Genomic DNA, 15,501 nt, shown 5'->3' on the forward strand with positions numbered 1-15,501 from the left:
TCACTTGACACTCAATTATTAGGTCATGCGAGAATTGTGGATTGAAGAATATTTGTAGGACCCAGTGACTATGCAGAGGTGTCGGTGAAACCAGTTCTACCAACAATAGGCACCGCAGCACTATGCGTGACTTGCGGCACCGCTGTCAGTGCTTTGTATTTCAGTCTGATAGCGCTGTTGTGCTGGTTCATCTCCAGTGGCTTTACTGCCAGCACTAACAATTCTGCAACATGGGAGCATGCAGCACTATTCGGTCTAATACTGGGAGTGGTGCCAGGTTTGGTCTGTTCCAGCGTGTTTGCCCTGACCTCGTGCCGGTCGGCTGATCTGTTGGCTATGCGGAAGAAATTTGCATCGCAACTCGCGCTGGTGCTACTCACCGGTGCCGTGCTCGCCGTAGCGACCGGAATATATGGACAGTGGGAAGGCAGTCATGGCGGAACATTCGTCACAAGCCTTGCTGCGCGGCAGGGAATGCACACGCAAACCGCGTTAGCCTATTTGGTCTTCTGTGGCGCGACGGTAGGCGTCATGTTAGGCGTGGTACTACTTATGACTTGGCCAAGTTTAGTCAAGCATATTGGTGCGCCCACCCTGAGTGACCTGATTCTCCCATTTAACGTAACGAAGTATCTGATGATTGGCGCTATTCTAATCGGCACGATATGGGGACTGTTTTTGCCATCGAGCGGACTGCTGCAGTCGACGTACAAATTGGCCTTCGGCTCAGCAATGTGGGGCGTAGCGACACTGTATCTATCAGATTTTGCGGTTGCATTGGCGGGAGGTAGCTCGCCATTCTGGCAAAAATTTTACGCCGATAACAAAACGGACCTTTTTGTATGCGGTATCACAGGGCTGACACTGCTGCTGTTGCTTACACTGTCATCCGAGCGCTATAGCTGGTACAGCATTGATTTGGCGCTACTGGGCTTGCCGTTTTTTCTGTATGCGATTTTTGCCATCCACGAATGCGCCACTATCAAAGTGGCTGGCCGCAGGCTTCCGCTGCGCATACGTATGGCGTTGTGCATTCTTTTTGCCAGCCTGTATGCCATCACGATTCTGGTCTTGCTGAGCGTGCAATCAAAGACGATGCCGGAGCACGAAGCGCTGTGGTACCAAATCAGTATATTTTGCAGCGGCTTGTCGGCACTGATTTTCTCACGGCAAATTGTTTACATGCTTAAGCAAAACAAGATCGAACCGTCGCCGGTCTTGCTCGCCGTGTTTTCCAGCATGAAATTCAGCCCTGGCATCTATGCCGAGGTCGCTCGCGCAGCACAGCAATGGAACCAGCACGTCATTCGTGAAAAAGCAAAGCTGCGTAAAGAGAAGGCACGCGCATCCAAAGGAAGACGACGCTAGTCTGACAGGGAAAGGTTCTAATTCGACCCGATCTCGCTGTTGGACCATGCGCTACGAGATCGCACACCAGGAGCCGGGTAGGATGCCCAGGCCCCTGACACGATCCATTGGTTTTTCATCTTCAAAGTACTATGGATCAGAAAAGTCTAAGCTAGCGAGGACGTTTTGCACCCAATGACACCGTCCGTTTCCACAGCACATTCAGTCATTGACTATTGCCATGCAGGTGCAATCGAATGGGATATCTTCGCTAAACTCATCATTCCAGAACACGTCACACTTCCCAGACCACTTGAGTTCCAGATGGCCCCCAGATTGATTGCCAAACGTCACGATGCACGACCTGACATCATGATGCCCAAGCACACACATGTAACCACCTTCGGGGTGGGGATATCCTTTATCGTTTGTGGCGATCCAAGAAGTCCGCTTTCCCTCTAGACCCACATTCTCAAAAGCGCTAGCTAACAAACCCTGATGATATAGCCTAGGCTCCCAGCGCTCGCCATCGAATTCTTCACTTTCCGTTTCAACTTCAATTTCCCATAAGTGTTCTCGACGAGAAATAACCGCACGTCTGACATTGAAAGGTCTAGTACCTAAAATAAGAGTTCCAACAGTTAAGTTCATTCAACCGCTCCTGAAATTTAGCCAGACCCGATCTTGTTGCTGGATCAGGCAGCGACGAGATCGCACACGAGGCGCCAGGCAGAACACCTAGCCCCCAACACGATCCATCGGTTTTTCATCTTTCAAGAACCATGGATCAGGAAAGCCTAAGCTACTGGCGGCGATTCAGTGGCACCGTCCGCTTCCGCCTGCGTACTCAATCGGTCAACGCAACACTTTAACTTAAATGCATCGTTGCAGAACGGAAATAATGCGAAAGAGAACTCGAATCGCTTGCCAGCGCCCCGCGGAACCCGAGATTGCCGTCGCAAGGCGTTTTGCCGCGGGAACGTTAGTGCAGGAACGCGCCGAAGCTCAAGTAGCTTTTACTTGAGCGCGGCATGAGTCTCTGCAGGGCAGGGGAGATGGACAGGCCAAATCCGGTCTCGCCGTTGGATCAGGCAGCTATGAGATCGCGCACCAGGAACTTGGCAGGGCACCTAGGCTCCTGCTGGTACCAAAGGCTGAATCAGCGCCCACAGGTCGTCAGGAAGAAGTGTTTTGGCCATGGTGGCCCCCCGAAAACGATGTCAGGTGAGTTTGACCTGCATCGCGGCCGTTTGTTTCTCTGGAATACACTTTGTCAGGCGTTCTTACTCGCTGATCGGCACTGCCAAGCTGAACGGGATCGATCCCGAAGCTTGGCTGCGCCATGTGCTGGCGCACATCGGTGATCACCCCGTCAACCGCGTGGACGAGTTCCCTCCATGGCATTTCCTTCGGCATTCAAACGCTGCCTGACCAACATCCGCCTCCCAGTGCTTGGACGTCATCGGTCAAATTGAATGACCGTTCAAGACGGTTGTGGTCCGACGCTTATACGACGGAAAGGACCGCCGGATCCCCAGAACGCCAGACGTTGTCGACAGTGGTCCTCGTGATGACCCAGACGTCGTCGCTTCTTTTTAGCTCAACATCGTAGCGGTTCTTCATCAGATAGTGGCGAGTCGGATCTTGCCGTGGGACATGTTGGGCCTCTACGAGCACATCCAGCCGCGCGGTGTCGCCGTCGATGGTGACACGTGGGTTGGTCATGGAGTGAGTCGTATCCAACGTCGCGAGAGAGGCGGTGAGGGCAGCAACGATATAGTCTCTACCTTCAATTACCGGATATTCAAACCCGGCCTTGGCGGCAGCTGGGCGAAAGTCCGAAATGGCATTTTCTGCCAGTGCGGAGGATAGAAGGTTCTTGTCTCGAAGGTCGATGCCAGCGGCGAACCGGTACAGGGTATCGACTATCGCAAGCCGGTCTGCGGCCTCGTCGGCAAGTGATGGTGACATGGTCATAAGTAATTCCTTTGCTGAACCGGCGGCTTGCGAAATGCAGCCAGTCCCGGCATCGGCACCCTTGAAGGCGCCAATCATTGTTTTCTCTAATGGTTACTCGAGATCGGCGTCGATGCGTTCGATCAGACCGGCGGCGTTGGCCTGGATCCGGAGAGACCCAATCTCGTGGCCAAAGGTGCCGGTGAAGTCAACGCGAACAAGCGCCACCAGGTTGTGTGGTTGTTCTAGCGACAATAACTTGCTGGTGGTGCTATAACCAATGAAGAATTGTTCGAGGTAGCGACGAATACCTTCGATGCCGGCGAAAGCACTGCCAACCGACACGTCTTCGATGACCGCATCGGGCGTGAAGAGAGCCGACGTTCCCTCGACGTCAAAGGCATTGGCGAGTCGTATAAATTGATTAACCAGCTTTTCCATGGAGTGCTCCTCAAGCATCGACGATCGTAGTGTCGGCGATGGTCTCGGCAAAACCATTGCCGAAAAGCATGGCAGAGGTCTGAAAACCAGAGCGGTGCTCGCCGGCGAGAGCGCGCCGGCCCGCCTCAGCGGCGGCGGTAGCGGTGAACGTGTAGCCGTTGACCGTGTCAAGCATCGAGCGGACAACACTGCCATCTGAACTGGTGACCTCGGCGACGGCCTGATAACGATGGGCCAGCCGTTCCTGCGCACTCGGCCCATCCGGCAGTGCCGAGAGATCACCTTGAGGGAATCCGTCACCGGTAACGTGGACGAACGTCTCAATGTCAGGAATGCCAGTTGATTTCCAGATCGTAATCAGATCGGGAAGGGTAACCTGAAAGCAATCCACTGCCCCCTTGCCAAAGTCGAGTTTTCGGACCGTTCCGTGCGGCCGCACAACCAGCCCTCCGCGGTGGCGCGCAAGCGTCTCGGCGGTGACGCTGCCCATGGCGCTGACGGCCGAGCCTCGCGACAAACCACCTGATACATGCATGGCCACTTGAATGCTCGATGGATTATTTGCCTTTGCGACGGCGTGTCCAGCAAGGCAGCCGAGCATTGCCACGCTGCCGCCACTGCCCGGCAGTAGCATCACACCTGCGGCTTTAGCCTCGACGTCGAGCATTTCGGCCAGACGATAGCTGTCAAGTTCTGCGGCGACGTCAAGATAGTGCACGCCTTGGCGAATACAGGCTTTCATCAGGACATTGGCAGTCCTTGCGAACGGACCTGCGCAATTGAGGAGGACACCAACATCGCCGAGTGATGAATCAAGCACTGCGGTGTCTTCGAGTGCGAAGACGCGGTACTCCAGGCCGAGCATCGCGGATATTGAAACGAGCGTCGCCTCATTACGTCCAGCAAGGATGAGCGGCGTTTCTGCCGCTGCGGCGTACTGCGCCGCCATGCGGCCGGTGTAGCCGGTCGCGCCATAAATCATTAATTTCTTCATATCAGTGCTGCCATTCCTTGTAGACGAATTCCAGGCTATAGCCATCCGGGTCGCGCACCTGCGCGGCGTAATAGCGTGGGTCATAGTGCAACTGCGGTCCGGGCGGATGGATTTCGGTGGCGCCGGCGGCCATCGCCGCGGTAAAGGCCGCGTCGACCATGCGCTGGCTATCGGCGACGAAGCCCACATGGGCGGCGCGGCCGTCCGCCGTACCTTCGCGCAGCCAGAGGAACACGCGGCCGTTGGCGCCGAAACCCTTCAGGTCCGGGTGACCTGCCGGGCCTTGGCGGCCGTCGTAGTCAAGCGCATGGGCAATGCCCAGCGGCGCCAGTGCTTTTTCGTAAAAGGCAATCGAGCGAGCGATATCGCTGACGCAGATAAAAACGTGATCGAGCATGATGCGTTCTCCTTGATTCAGATGATGTAGCCGCCCGTGACTTCGATGTTCTGAGCATTGATCCAGCGGTTCTCATTGGACAGCAAGCTGGCGATAACACCGCCGACTTCTTCCGGCTCACCGACCCGGCCGAGCGCCGTCTGGTCCGCCAGCATAGCCTCGAATTCCGGTGTCAGTCCGCCGCCCAGCTCAGTGCGGATCGCACCCGGTGCGATCGAGTTGGCCCGAATGCGGCGCGCGCCGAATTCCTTGGCCATGTAGCGCGTAAGCACCTCCAGACCAGCCTTGAAAGCGGCATACGGCGCCACGCCCGCCGTAGCCACCCGGCTCGTTGCGCTGGTGACGTTGACCACGTGGCCGCCGTCCTCGATGAGCGGCAGCAGCGCCTGAGTCAGGAAAAACGGCCCCTTGAGGTGGATGTTGAACAGACCGTCGAACTGTGCCTCAGTGACCTCAGCGATCGGCGCATACAGCCCGTGGCCGGCGTTGTTGACAAGGAAGTCGAAGCTGTTTCGGTCCCAGACGGCGGCCAGCTGGCCAGACAACGCCTGGCGGAAATCGGCGAACGATTGGCTGTTGCCAACGTCCAGCTTCAGCGCAACCGCCTTTCCGCCCGTCCGGGTGATGGCTTGCACGACCGCTTCCGCCTTTTCCGGATTGCTGTTGTAAGTGACGACCACGCCCATGCCGCGCTTGGCGCATTCCAGTGCAGTGCTGGCGCCGATGCCACGGCTGCTGCCCGTCACGATGACGATCTTCATTCGATTCCTCCAGTAGATTAGTGAGATCTATGGTAAGACTGCCGCCAAAAACGGACTCACCCGATCCTCCTCAAAACTTGCCTATTTCTGCTTTCCCATTGCATCCGGGGATGGCCCCTGTTAGGGTTTCAACATGGAACAGCAAATGCAAGAATTGAGAGCACTGGCCGCAGGGGCCGAGAATCGCCGCACCGAAACCGGCATCCCACGTGTCGCTATGGTGCAGGGCGAGATTCCGGAGCATCTGCTTGCTGCTGTCTACGATCCAATGGTCAACTTGATACTGACGGGATCGAAAACGATGACGATTGGCGACCGCACTTTTCATTATGATCCGGCCACCTACTTTGTGATGTCAGTGGATCTCCCTGCCGTTGGGGCTGTACATCCTGCCGCGACAGGCGAAGCGTATCTGGCTGTTAGCTTGACGCTTGATCCCGCTATCGTCGCTGCGCTTATCCGTGACTTGCCGGTTCGGGTATGTAGTACGCTGTTGGGTTCAGGATTCTCGGTTGCTCCGGTCAATGGTGAGCTGCTCGACGCGTGGATCCGTATGCTGCGACTAATGGAACGGCCGGACGAGATAGCGGTGCTTGCTCCTGCTTATGAGCGTGAGATATTGTTTCGTGTGCTTCAGGGGCCTCTCGGTTGGATGCTACGAGACATTGCATCGCCTGACACGGCACTTTCACGTATTAGTGTTGCAATCAACTGGATACGTCGTAACTTTACCGAACAGATAAAGGTGGAGGCACTCGCTGAGATGGCGGCGTTCAGCGTTTCTGCATTCCATCGCCATTTTAAAGCGGTGACGGCATTGAGCCCGTTACAATATCAAAAACGTCTACGTTTGTTACATGCGCGCTCACAACTCATCTCCGGCCAAGGCAGCGCGACTTCGATTGCGTTCAGTGTTGGTTACGAGAGCCCTAATCAGTTCAGCCGGGAATATGCTCGCTTGTTCGGCCTACCACCTTCTAGAGATCTTGTGAAAGCCACCCGAGAGCTGCGGGGGGAATAGTAATCGAGCCAACACCCCTGGACGGTTCGCAAGCTTGGTCTATCAGGTAGTGATTTAAAATTGCTCTCACCAGGCGGTTAGTTGGTCACCAGCCATTTGAAGGTCGGATCAATACGGTGCTGGACTTACGCTTTCGGTTAAGCGGCCATGGCAAGCTTCTGTTTTGGCGTGATACCGTCAGGTTCCATGTCGCGTCAGGCGTAATCGCAACTCCACCGCCAGCGCGCACCCGATCTGGCCATGCGCACAAAGCTGATGACGGGCTAGTTTATCGTAGCCTACTGTGCCGCTATCGCGCGTAAAGCAGGTGCTCTACAACTGCCTCGATCGGATAAACCATCCTTCGCCGGCCTGCTTTTGCTAGCGCTCGGCAAGAGTCTCTGCAGGGCAGGGGAGATAAACAGGCCAGCCCCGATCTCGTCGGTGGATTAGGCTGCTACGCGATCGCACACCAGGTGCTTCTCAGGACGCCCAGGCCTCAACACGATCCATCGGGTTTTCATCTTTCAAGAACTATGGATCAGAAGAGCCTAAGCAGCATGGGGCGATGGGGAGGGCAAAAGTGCCATGCCAAGATAATTTTGCCCTTTGATTAACAACGTGCAGAACCGACGGTCTGTGCCTCGCTTAATTCGACACCTGGAAACTGAACCACTCATTTTCTATTGCTTCAAGTAAGCCCCGAATCCCGAAGTAAAGGTCGATCCCGTTAATTTCAACGGGCAATGTAGTTAGCTTGGGGACCAATTCGCGCTCGACCCACCTAGGATTCAAGAAGGTTTTTAGCACACGTACCGTATTTTTCTCATCCTTCATATGAAGGATTTTGAGACTATTTTGGCGATCCTTACCAAGTGGTGCCATGCTGATACCTTGGTAATAAGCCCAAATATGAGCGCTAGGCGCTATATAGGAACCAAAAGAAATGAGACGGAGAGGGCTTTTGCTGACAAGATTCCCACCGCAGCCGATCCCACCAAGTGGAAAGTAGAACGTATCCTCGTTTTCCAAGACAAGTTCTCGCTCGTAACCCAGGTCCGATGCGCTCTTTCCGACAAATAGGTTCAACAAGTAGAGCGCTTCAGCTTCCTTGAAAATTTCACTTTCAATTTTGGCAATCCGATAATCAAATTCGTCCCGGCACCGTTTACTCAAACTAGCGGCTCCCGTCTTAGCACATTCCTGCATATCGAAAATGCCACCGCAGTAGGCGCAAACAGTGGCGTTGGATGGGAAATTTAAACCACACATGTCGCAGATGGGAGGGGCGTTCATATACGTCTTTAGTAAATCGGGCTGCATACTTGGTTTTAAATGCTTTAAAAAGTGTGGCTATTTTTTGAGGATTGAATCGATGATCACACTACTTTAACCTAGATAGCGGTGGCGATTCACCATGTAGACGTTGACGACGTCATCGTTATCAACCTCCAAAACGTGAACCTGCAACACAAGCTCGCTGCGGCTGCGGCTGCACCAGTCGGATATGACATCTTCGCCATCGCTTATGGCCGAATAAGGCTAATCCGTGCTCGGGGAAAAAGAAGCCCGCTGGAACTTTCTACAAGGATAGAAGTCTAACAAAATCTACTAAAGTATAAGTATGTATAGCGTGAGAAGCTTATACTTTACTAGAATTTCTTATCAATGGAGGTTGCATGGACCCCGTAAGAAACCCTTTCGCACCCGGCGCAGGTAGCCGCCCACCGGAACTCGCAGGGCGCCAGGCGATTATCAATGATGCGCGCGTGGCTATTGATCGAGCCTTACTTGGAAGACCTAGCCGATCTCAAGTCTTCCTGGGCCTTCGTGGCGTAGGTAAAACCGTGCTTCTGAATGCTGTTGAGACCATGGCCAACGAACGCGGCCATCTAACTTCCAGTATCGAAGCGCCGGAAAGTAAGCCGCTAGGAGAATTGCTTTTGCCGCGCGTACATCAGGTGCTACGCAAGCTCTCTCTTACCGACAATGCTAAAGGCAAAGCATACTAGGCACTGCGTGCGCTACGATCCTTTGCCGCTGTGTTCAATTTTGAATACGGAGACATGTCAATCTCCGTCGATCCCGAAGTAGGAGTAGCAGACAGTGGCGACCTGGAGAACGATCTTCCTGAGTTGTTCGTACGTATTGGCGAAGCTGCAAAAGCCGCAGGAAAGGCTTGGACGCTCCTCATTGACGAGCTCCAGTACCTTAGCCAGAAGGATCTGGCAGCTCTCATCGTTTCGCTCCACAAGATCAATCAGAGCGAGCTCCCCGTCTTGTTTTTCGGTGCCGGATTACCCCAAGTAGCAGCATTATCTGGCGAAGCCAAATCCTATGCAGAGAGATTATTCCACTTCCCAGAGGTCGGTGCCCTGTCTGAAGTCGATGCCAAGGCAGCCATCCGGCAACCTGTTAATGAAGAAGGTGCAGTTATCGATGAGGGGGCGCTAACCGAAATATTCCTTAAAACCAAAGGCTACCCCTATTTTTTACAGGAATGGGGCCACCAATCCTGGAACCTTGCCGTCGGGGATACGATCACCCTTCATGACGCAAGACAGGCAGAAGCAACCACCCTGAAGCGTCTGGATGAAGGCTTTTTCAAGGTGCGTTTCGATCGATTAACTCCGAAAGAGCGCGAGTATGTCATCGCGATGGCGAGGTTAGGGAACGGGCCATACCGTTCTTCAGATGTGGCCGAAGTGCTTGGTGAATCCTCGCAAAGCCTAGGGCCGCGCCGTGCCCAGATAATCAGCAAAGGAATGATCTACAGCCCATCTCACGGAGACATCGTATTCACTGTTCCGATGTTTAATGACTATTTCACGCGCAATTTGGCCAATCTTGGCTGATCGGAGCCTTGTCCTCATGCCTGCCCAGATCCCTGCACGCATGCTTCACAGTCCAAGACCTGACCGCCAGGGATACCGGTTGGCAAACTGCACGTGTCCGTGCCTGGGAAATATGCTTTGAATTGGCTGCTCACTGCCGCAGGCAGAGGATTCAGATTGAATCGCTACGATTGCTGTAGGCACTTTGTTGCCATCATTAATTGCGAAAGGACACGCGTTAGTGAAAATTCCGGCTCTTCGTATCCAGCTGTCCAAGCAGATGTGAGCAATCGACCAGCCGCTTGGCAATCAGGTTGCGCACGCCGCTCTTCGATTGCCAGATGCCGTACACCCCCAATAGCGAGGTATTCATCAGTTCGGCGCGCTGCTTTTCCACCAGCGTGGGCCAGACGATGATGTTGATGGTGCCAAATTCATCTTCCAGGGTGAGGAAGATCACCCCCTTGGCCGTTTCGGGCCGCTGTCTTACCGTGACGATGCCGCAGCCCCTGGCCAGCTGACCATCGCTGAAGGTATTTAGAATATCCGATGGTACAAAGCGCATTTTGTTGAGCCGTTCACGCAGGAGAGCGAGCGGATGGCGGCCCAGTGTCAGGCCCACATGCCGGTAGTCCGCCACGATGTCATCAGCCTCCGTCGGCGGCGCCAGCTCCAGATCCAGCACGGGTTCGGCAATGGTCGTCGCCCGCATCAAATCCCGCTCCGGCACGCTCGCCGCGGCATCCCACAAGGCCATGCGCCGGTTGCCCGTCAGTGCTATCAGAGCGCTGCCCGCTATGATGCATTAAATGCTGCCGATCCAAAATTCATGTGGACGCAGCTTGGAATCTTTGCGGCGAATACGGTACGAGTCGGCTTGGCAGAGTCTTATACCTATGCCAATGCGTTTGACAGCACTGCACAAATGATTGAGCACAGTGACAGATTCTTCAGTAAGGAGGCCGGCTCTGCGCTACGCTCAGGTGCCGACAGCATCCGTGCGATGGTCCCTGATACCATGCGGACAGCTGGGCGTGTTGGCGGATGTGGGTTCTCTGGCCACGATGCATATGACCGATGGCGCGGAGGCCATGAGCAAGGCAATCTCCAAATAATGTGGAATAAGCCAGCAATGATAAACTTTGCAAAGACGAATGCTTTCCTCATTCAGAATTTTGGCGTATCGCTGGTCCGTCTAAATATTCATCTGGGAGCGAATCCCACTACTGACAGCTTACGCTCAACAGATTCGCGCTCTCTGTGGCTCAAAGCACCATTGGGCAGCGAGGATCTGACCAGCCTAGAAACCGGGTTTCAATTGCTCGCAACGGTTTCAAAATCATCGACCAGATACGGCAATCGAAAAGCGGCAATAGCTTTACTGAATACAACCAGGATCAATTAGGTTACGCCAAGGGGCTGGCTCAACCTATTATTAAAAAACAATGGGGGACTTAAAAATCGGAACCAAACTATATGGCACTTTATTCGCTGTGGTTATCTTGGCTAGCGTAGCCGCAGCGCAAAGTGCGAGAGAGGAAAAATCGGTTATTCGGCTTGCTCTTGATGCGCCGGTGAGTACGGTACAGGCGAAGTCCTCGTTGCACTTTCCTTTAGAGTTTATGCGAGGTGACCCTGCATTTGATCGCGTCGAAGTGCCTCATATTCTCATTTATGAGGATAGTACTCTCATGTTGCGGCTTCCGGATGCTGGAGGACTTCGGACGCTGGCGACAAATATTGCGACCAGCCCGCCGCATCCGCAGCAAGGTCGTGAGCCTACTGTCTATGCGATCGGAGCCTACGCGTTGCCAGATTATTCGACCCTATCCAGCGTCGTTAAACGCATGCGTGAAATCCAAGCCGAACTCAGCGCTCAAGGCTTTGCATTGAATCCGCGACCTTGGCAATCCCGATTTCGTGCTGACTTTAAGCATAGTCCTGCTCATCTTGATACCCTTAACAACCTGGAGGCCGTATTTATCGATTCGGCTTTCTTTGCCGAGGAAGCGAACGCCTTTGATATGACTAAGGGGCGGCTACGGGTGGAGGCGACTATCGTCAATGGGCGCCGACGCTGGGGTAGCCGCGTCGACCGCACAGATAGTGCGCAGAATCCTGTTGAAACTCGTGCGGCGAAGGAAATTGCGACAATGAGTAAAGCCGAGTTACTAGCCGAGCCTAGCTATTCGCTGAAGATCAGCATAGGTCCGACCGACGCTTGGATGGCGCAGCGCGTAAAAGACTGGTGATACGGGCGGATCAACTGGCGCCTGCCGGGCAGGCATCGGTAGGCCCGCGATTCTTGGTATTACCAATTCCTACGTCAGAAAAATGCCAAGGCAGGATAGGCTTTCGCCCCCACTTGCAATGCCCGGTGTCAGCGCCGGCTTGGGCTACTGTTCCAGCGCGGATAGAAATTCCTGCACGAAAGCGGCCCGGTGCGCATCGGCCGCCAGATAGCCGTGTTCAGCGGCCGTGGCCAACGTCAGTTCCGGCGTCGCTGCATCCCCCGGCTGCGCTGCCGCCTCTCCCTTCATGTGCGCCAGATCGGCGGCTGACATCAACATTGCTTTCTCCCCGTCGTCATCACAAAACCATTGCCGCGACCGCCCCGAAAGGGGTGGCCCGTCAGTCCCAAATCCGTACACCGTTTCATCCACTAAACAATACACGATTGTATACACTGCCCACCCCGAAAAATGCGGGACAGGATGAGAAGCGTACTGAATCGCCACGAGTTCGCTAGACGCTCTTCAGACGCTCAAAATACTGCTTTTCGCAATTGGGCGGGCTGGGAGGCTCATGATGACTAGTCCACCACCAGAGCGCAAAGTCCCCGATCTTGCCGAGCGCACGAAACATAAGACGGGCCAGTTTATCGTAGCCAACTGTGCCGCTATCGTACGCAAAAGCAGGCGCTCTGCTGCTGCCTCGGTCGAACATGTCATCCTTCGCCGGTAGCTATAGCCAGGGAAGGCCTGCTTTTGCTAGTGCGCGGCAGGAGTCTCTGCGGGGCAGGGGAGATAGACCCAGACCCGATCTCGTCGTTGGATCAGGCAGCGACGAGATCGCACGCCAAGCGCCTGGCAGAACACCCTAGCCCCTAACACCATCAATCGGTTTTCATTCTTCAAAAACCATGGATCAGAAGAGTCTAAGCTACCGATAGCAACTCATGGCGATTCAGTGTTGATGTAACAACACCGTCACATTTGAATGCCACTATGCACCATTTCAGAATGGTGCAGCTACCTTGCCGACTCGATCCGTCATCCTGCCATGCCCCATGCAGCACTGCTGCTGGCTTGACGACGCTCGCGGCAACGCGCGGTGGCGGGATCGACAGGGGTGCGTATGTACGTCGGCGGCTTGAGCTGCAACGGGCTGGCGCTCTTCTGGGTACTGAGTGGGTTTATCGGATTAACAGGGAACGCCCATGGCGCTCCTCCCGATTTGCCGCCTACAGGTGCTGCACGTGTCAATCCCGTTTCGGATGCGGCTATTTCTCTCCTTGCTTTCAGTATCCCGGCGCAGCCGCTCAATGCGGCGCTGAACCAATATGCGGACATCACCGGACAGCCTGCATTGTTTTCCAGTGATATCGCGCATGCCCGTACCTCCACGGCGGTATACGGCCATCATTCGGCCGAAGCGGCATTGCGCATCCTGCTCGAAGGTACCGGACTGGTTGCTGACAGGCGCAGTTCTGGCCTGGGCCAGACCTTCATTCTGAAAGAGGCCGCCGTGGCATCCGCAGCACCGGCATCCACCTTGCCGCGCAATGGCATGGCGGAGTTGTTCAGCGAGGATGGCTATGCCGGACTGGTGCAGATGCGTATCTGGCAGGCGCTGTGCTCGGATGCGCGTACCCGGCCGGGCAACTACACGTCCTTGCTGCGGTTTTACCTGGAAACGGATGGCCGCATCGGCGGCGTCCGCCTGCTCGGCAGCAGTGGCGATCCCCGTCGCGATGCCGCATTGCTGCACGCGGTGCGCGGCGTGCGCGTCGGCCGCCTGCCACCTGCGGCAATCGCACGGCAGCCTCTGACCATGATGGTTGCGTCCAGCGCCCCCGGCGTGGGACCGCAGTGCGGCCAGCAGCAGGGGGAGGGCTAGCCATGTCCGAAGGCACGCAGCTTTTCCTGCTGAACTACCTCGGCAAGCACTACGCCACCATCAAGCAGCGCCTGACGCGCAAGCTGGGCAATGCGGAAGATGCCGGCGATGCGCTGCACGACACCTGGCTGCGCCTCAAGGGCGGCGAGGACCTTGGGCCCGTCCAGAACCCCGGTGCCTACCTGTCCCGGATGGCGATCAATATCGCGGTGGACGTGCAGCGCCGGCATAGCCGCCTGCTGTCAGGCGATAATATCGATGCATTGCTGGAGGAACTGGTGGACCCGGCCCCCGGTCCGGCGCGCACGGCCGAGATACGCTCGGACCTGGATGCCCTGTTGCAGCTGCTCGACCGCATGCCCGAGCGCCGCCGGGCCGTCGCGCTGCTCGTGCATGCGGAAGGCGTGACGCAAAAGGAGGCGGCCCAGCGGCTGGGCGTGTCGTTGCGGACGGTCGAATACGAATTGAAGCGCGTCCATGAGCGCCTGGACACCTATCTGGCGGCGGAGCATAAATAATGCGGGTTTTCCGGGGCGCCATTCGTCATCAAGTATGAGAGAGCAAAAAACATATGCATGCAGCACGCAGCAGCCCGCAGGTTTCCTGCTTTGCGGCCCGGCCTGGCCGCTGGACCTGACACGATGAAGACGCCGCCGCCCAAGGACAGCCGCGCCGCTTCGTCCGCCGACCTGGACGCCCAGGCGTGGAACTGGTTGCGCCTGCTCACCTCGGGAGACGCGCGCGAAGTGGATGCGCAACGGTTCCGGCGCTGGGTCAAGTCCAGTCCCTCGCACCAGGCCGCGTACAACGACGTGAAGCGGCGCTGGGATGCGCTTGAGGCCCCGGCCCGCGAGTTGCTGCGCGCCAGGCCGGAAGCCGTGCCGGCGCGCGCGCGCCGTCCCCTGCTTGCGCCCGGCGGACGGCGGGCTTTTCTCGGCGCTGCCATCGGCGCGGCGGCCGTGGCCTGCGTGGCCGTGGTCCATCCGCCCCTGGGCTTGTGGCCGGGGCCGGACGAGTGGGCTGCAGACGAGCGCACCGCCCCTGGCGAACAGCGCACGCTGGCCCTGTCCCAGGGTGTCGACGTCATCCTCAATACGCGCACCAGCATACGCCGCCAGACCGATGGCGGCAGGCTGGTCGGCCTGGATCTGCTCACGGGCGAAGCGTCCATCGATCTGAGGGCGGCAGGGCCGGCCTTTGCCGTCGTGGCCGGCGTTGGCCGCAGCCTGCTCGAATCCGGACGGGTCGAAGTGCGCCACCTCGATGGCAAGGTTTGCGTCACCTGTATCGAAGGCGCCGTCCGCGTGGAGCATCCGGCCGGCGCGCGTCAGCTGCATGCGCGCCAGCAATTGGTTTATGGCGCCAGTTCGCTGGGCGACATCGCCGGCATCGACCCGAAAACAGTGTCGGCCTGGCGCCAGGGGATGCTGGTGTTTGACCAGGCCCCCCTGGCCGACGTGCTCGACGAAATCAATCGTTACCGCGCCGGCCGCGTGGTGCTGATGAACGATGCCGTGCGCAACAAGCCCGTCAGCGGGCGTTTCTTCACGGCCTCGCTGGACTTGGCGCTGTGGCAGTTGCAGGAATCGTTTCAGCTGCAGGCACGGTCGCTGCCGGCGGGATTGCTGCTCTTGAGCTGAACGGCTCGCTCC

Annotated in this window: 18 protein-coding genes and 1 pseudogene; 10 read left to right on the plus strand and 9 right to left on the minus strand. The window is 56.4% G+C overall.

Features of this window, described 5'->3' with window-relative positions:
• Positions 1 to 126: 126 nt before the first annotated feature.
• Positions 127 to 1,368, plus strand: a complete 1,242-nt coding sequence (locus tag CLU94_RS25470; RefSeq protein ID WP_143451546.1) for a hypothetical protein — start codon at positions 127 to 129, stop codon at positions 1,366 to 1,368.
• A 201-nt stretch (positions 1,369 to 1,569) separates the two neighbouring features.
• Here CLU94_RS25470 and CLU94_RS28210 read toward each other — a convergent pair whose 3' ends face one another.
• Complete coding sequence (locus tag CLU94_RS28210) at positions 1,570 to 1,998, minus strand: hypothetical protein (protein WP_143451547.1); 429 nt, start codon at positions 1,996 to 1,998, stop codon at positions 1,570 to 1,572.
• A gap of 633 nt (positions 1,999 to 2,631) precedes the next feature.
• Between CLU94_RS28210 and CLU94_RS25475 the strand changes: the two are divergent.
• Positions 2,632 to 2,778 (plus strand): annotated as a pseudogene (locus CLU94_RS25475) (transposase domain-containing protein); the annotation flags it as partial.
• Between the two features lie 75 nt (positions 2,779 to 2,853).
• Here the strand turns inward: CLU94_RS25475 and CLU94_RS25480 are convergent.
• From CLU94_RS25480 to CLU94_RS25500, 5 genes are read right to left on the minus strand one after another with little or no spacing between them, the layout of a single operon-like run.
• The gene (locus CLU94_RS25480) at positions 2,854 to 3,402 is read right to left on the minus strand and encodes a nuclear transport factor 2 family protein (protein ID WP_257218997.1); all 549 of its coding nucleotides are present in this window, start codon (positions 3,400 to 3,402) and stop codon (positions 2,854 to 2,856) included.
• A gap of 15 nt (positions 3,403 to 3,417) precedes the next feature.
• Positions 3,418 to 3,744, minus strand: coding sequence for a nuclear transport factor 2 family protein (locus CLU94_RS25485; protein WP_099668494.1), 327 nt, complete (start codon positions 3,742 to 3,744; stop codon positions 3,418 to 3,420).
• Between the two features lie 10 nt (positions 3,745 to 3,754).
• Positions 3,755 to 4,738 carry a saccharopine dehydrogenase NADP-binding domain-containing protein gene (locus CLU94_RS25490; RefSeq protein WP_099667702.1) on the minus strand — a complete coding sequence of 328 codons (984 nt, stop codon included), beginning with the start codon at positions 4,736 to 4,738 and terminating at the stop codon, positions 3,755 to 3,757.
• A 1-nt stretch (position 4,739) separates the two neighbouring features.
• A complete protein-coding gene (locus CLU94_RS25495) occupies positions 4,740 to 5,135 on the minus strand; it encodes a VOC family protein (protein WP_099667703.1) in 396 nt (131 codons plus the stop codon).
• A 17-nt stretch (positions 5,136 to 5,152) separates the two neighbouring features.
• On the minus strand, positions 5,153 to 5,896 hold the full coding sequence (locus CLU94_RS25500; protein WP_099667704.1) for an SDR family NAD(P)-dependent oxidoreductase: 744 nt from the start codon (positions 5,894 to 5,896) through the stop codon (positions 5,153 to 5,155).
• A gap of 133 nt (positions 5,897 to 6,029) precedes the next feature.
• On the opposite strand from CLU94_RS25500, the gene CLU94_RS25505 reads away from it, so the two are divergent.
• Complete coding sequence (locus CLU94_RS25505) at positions 6,030 to 6,917, plus strand: AraC family transcriptional regulator (RefSeq protein ID WP_099667705.1); 888 nt, start codon at positions 6,030 to 6,032, stop codon at positions 6,915 to 6,917.
• A 627-nt stretch (positions 6,918 to 7,544) separates the two neighbouring features.
• Here the strand turns inward: CLU94_RS25505 and CLU94_RS25510 are convergent.
• A complete protein-coding gene (locus CLU94_RS25510) occupies positions 7,545 to 8,192 on the minus strand; it encodes a hypothetical protein (RefSeq protein WP_143451548.1) in 648 nt (215 codons plus the stop codon).
• Positions 8,193 to 8,575: 383 nt separating this feature from the next.
• Between CLU94_RS25510 and CLU94_RS28885 the strand changes: the two genes are divergently transcribed.
• Together CLU94_RS28885 and CLU94_RS25515 are read left to right on the plus strand one after the other, a co-directional pair.
• Positions 8,576 to 8,908: an ATP-binding protein gene (locus CLU94_RS28885; RefSeq protein WP_306558488.1), complete on the plus strand. Its 333-nt coding sequence runs from the start codon at positions 8,576 to 8,578 to the stop codon at positions 8,906 to 8,908.
• A 54-nt stretch (positions 8,909 to 8,962) separates the two neighbouring features.
• Positions 8,963 to 9,751 (plus strand): ATP-binding protein, encoded by a 789-nt coding sequence (locus CLU94_RS25515; protein WP_306558490.1) that lies wholly within the window; start codon positions 8,963 to 8,965, stop codon positions 9,749 to 9,751.
• Positions 9,752 to 9,968: 217 nt separating this feature from the next.
• Here the strand turns inward: CLU94_RS25515 and CLU94_RS25520 are convergent, their stop codons facing one another.
• Complete coding sequence (locus CLU94_RS25520; RefSeq protein WP_099667707.1) at positions 9,969 to 10,487, minus strand: OB-fold nucleic acid binding domain-containing protein; 519 nt, start codon at positions 10,485 to 10,487, stop codon at positions 9,969 to 9,971.
• A gap of 72 nt (positions 10,488 to 10,559) precedes the next feature.
• Here CLU94_RS25520 and CLU94_RS28215 point away from each other — a divergent pair, with 72 nt between their 5' ends.
• Positions 10,560 to 11,135 carry a hypothetical protein gene (locus CLU94_RS28215; RefSeq protein ID WP_143451549.1) on the plus strand — a complete coding sequence of 192 codons (576 nt, stop codon included), beginning with the start codon at positions 10,560 to 10,562 and terminating at the stop codon, positions 11,133 to 11,135.
• A 40-nt stretch (positions 11,136 to 11,175) separates the two neighbouring features.
• Entirely contained in the window at positions 11,176 to 11,982 is an 807-nt protein-coding gene (locus CLU94_RS25525) for a hypothetical protein (protein ID WP_099667708.1), read from the plus strand.
• A gap of 144 nt (positions 11,983 to 12,126) precedes the next feature.
• On the opposite strand, the gene CLU94_RS28505 is transcribed toward CLU94_RS25525, so the two are convergent.
• Positions 12,127 to 12,294, minus strand: a complete 168-nt coding sequence (locus tag CLU94_RS28505; RefSeq protein WP_180278773.1) for a hypothetical protein — start codon at positions 12,292 to 12,294, stop codon at positions 12,127 to 12,129.
• 793 nt (positions 12,295 to 13,087) lie between these two features.
• On the opposite strand from CLU94_RS28505, the gene CLU94_RS25530 reads away from it, so the two are divergent.
• From CLU94_RS25530 to CLU94_RS25540, 3 genes are all read left to right on the plus strand, one after another.
• Positions 13,088 to 13,849, plus strand: coding sequence for a TonB C-terminal domain-containing protein (locus CLU94_RS25530; protein ID WP_099667709.1), 762 nt, complete (start codon positions 13,088 to 13,090; stop codon positions 13,847 to 13,849).
• A 2-nt stretch (positions 13,850 to 13,851) separates the two neighbouring features.
• Complete coding sequence (locus tag CLU94_RS25535) at positions 13,852 to 14,367, plus strand: RNA polymerase sigma factor (RefSeq protein WP_099667710.1); 516 nt, start codon at positions 13,852 to 13,854, stop codon at positions 14,365 to 14,367.
• A gap of 123 nt (positions 14,368 to 14,490) precedes the next feature.
• Positions 14,491 to 15,489, plus strand: coding sequence for a FecR family protein (locus tag CLU94_RS25540; RefSeq protein ID WP_180278774.1), 999 nt, complete (start codon positions 14,491 to 14,493; stop codon positions 15,487 to 15,489).
• Positions 15,490 to 15,501 lie beyond the last annotated feature (12 nt).

The sequence above is a fragment of the Janthinobacterium sp. 13 genome (assembly GCF_002749695.1).
Taxonomy (GTDB): Bacteria; Pseudomonadota; Gammaproteobacteria; order Burkholderiales; family Burkholderiaceae_D; genus Janthinobacterium; species Janthinobacterium kumbetense.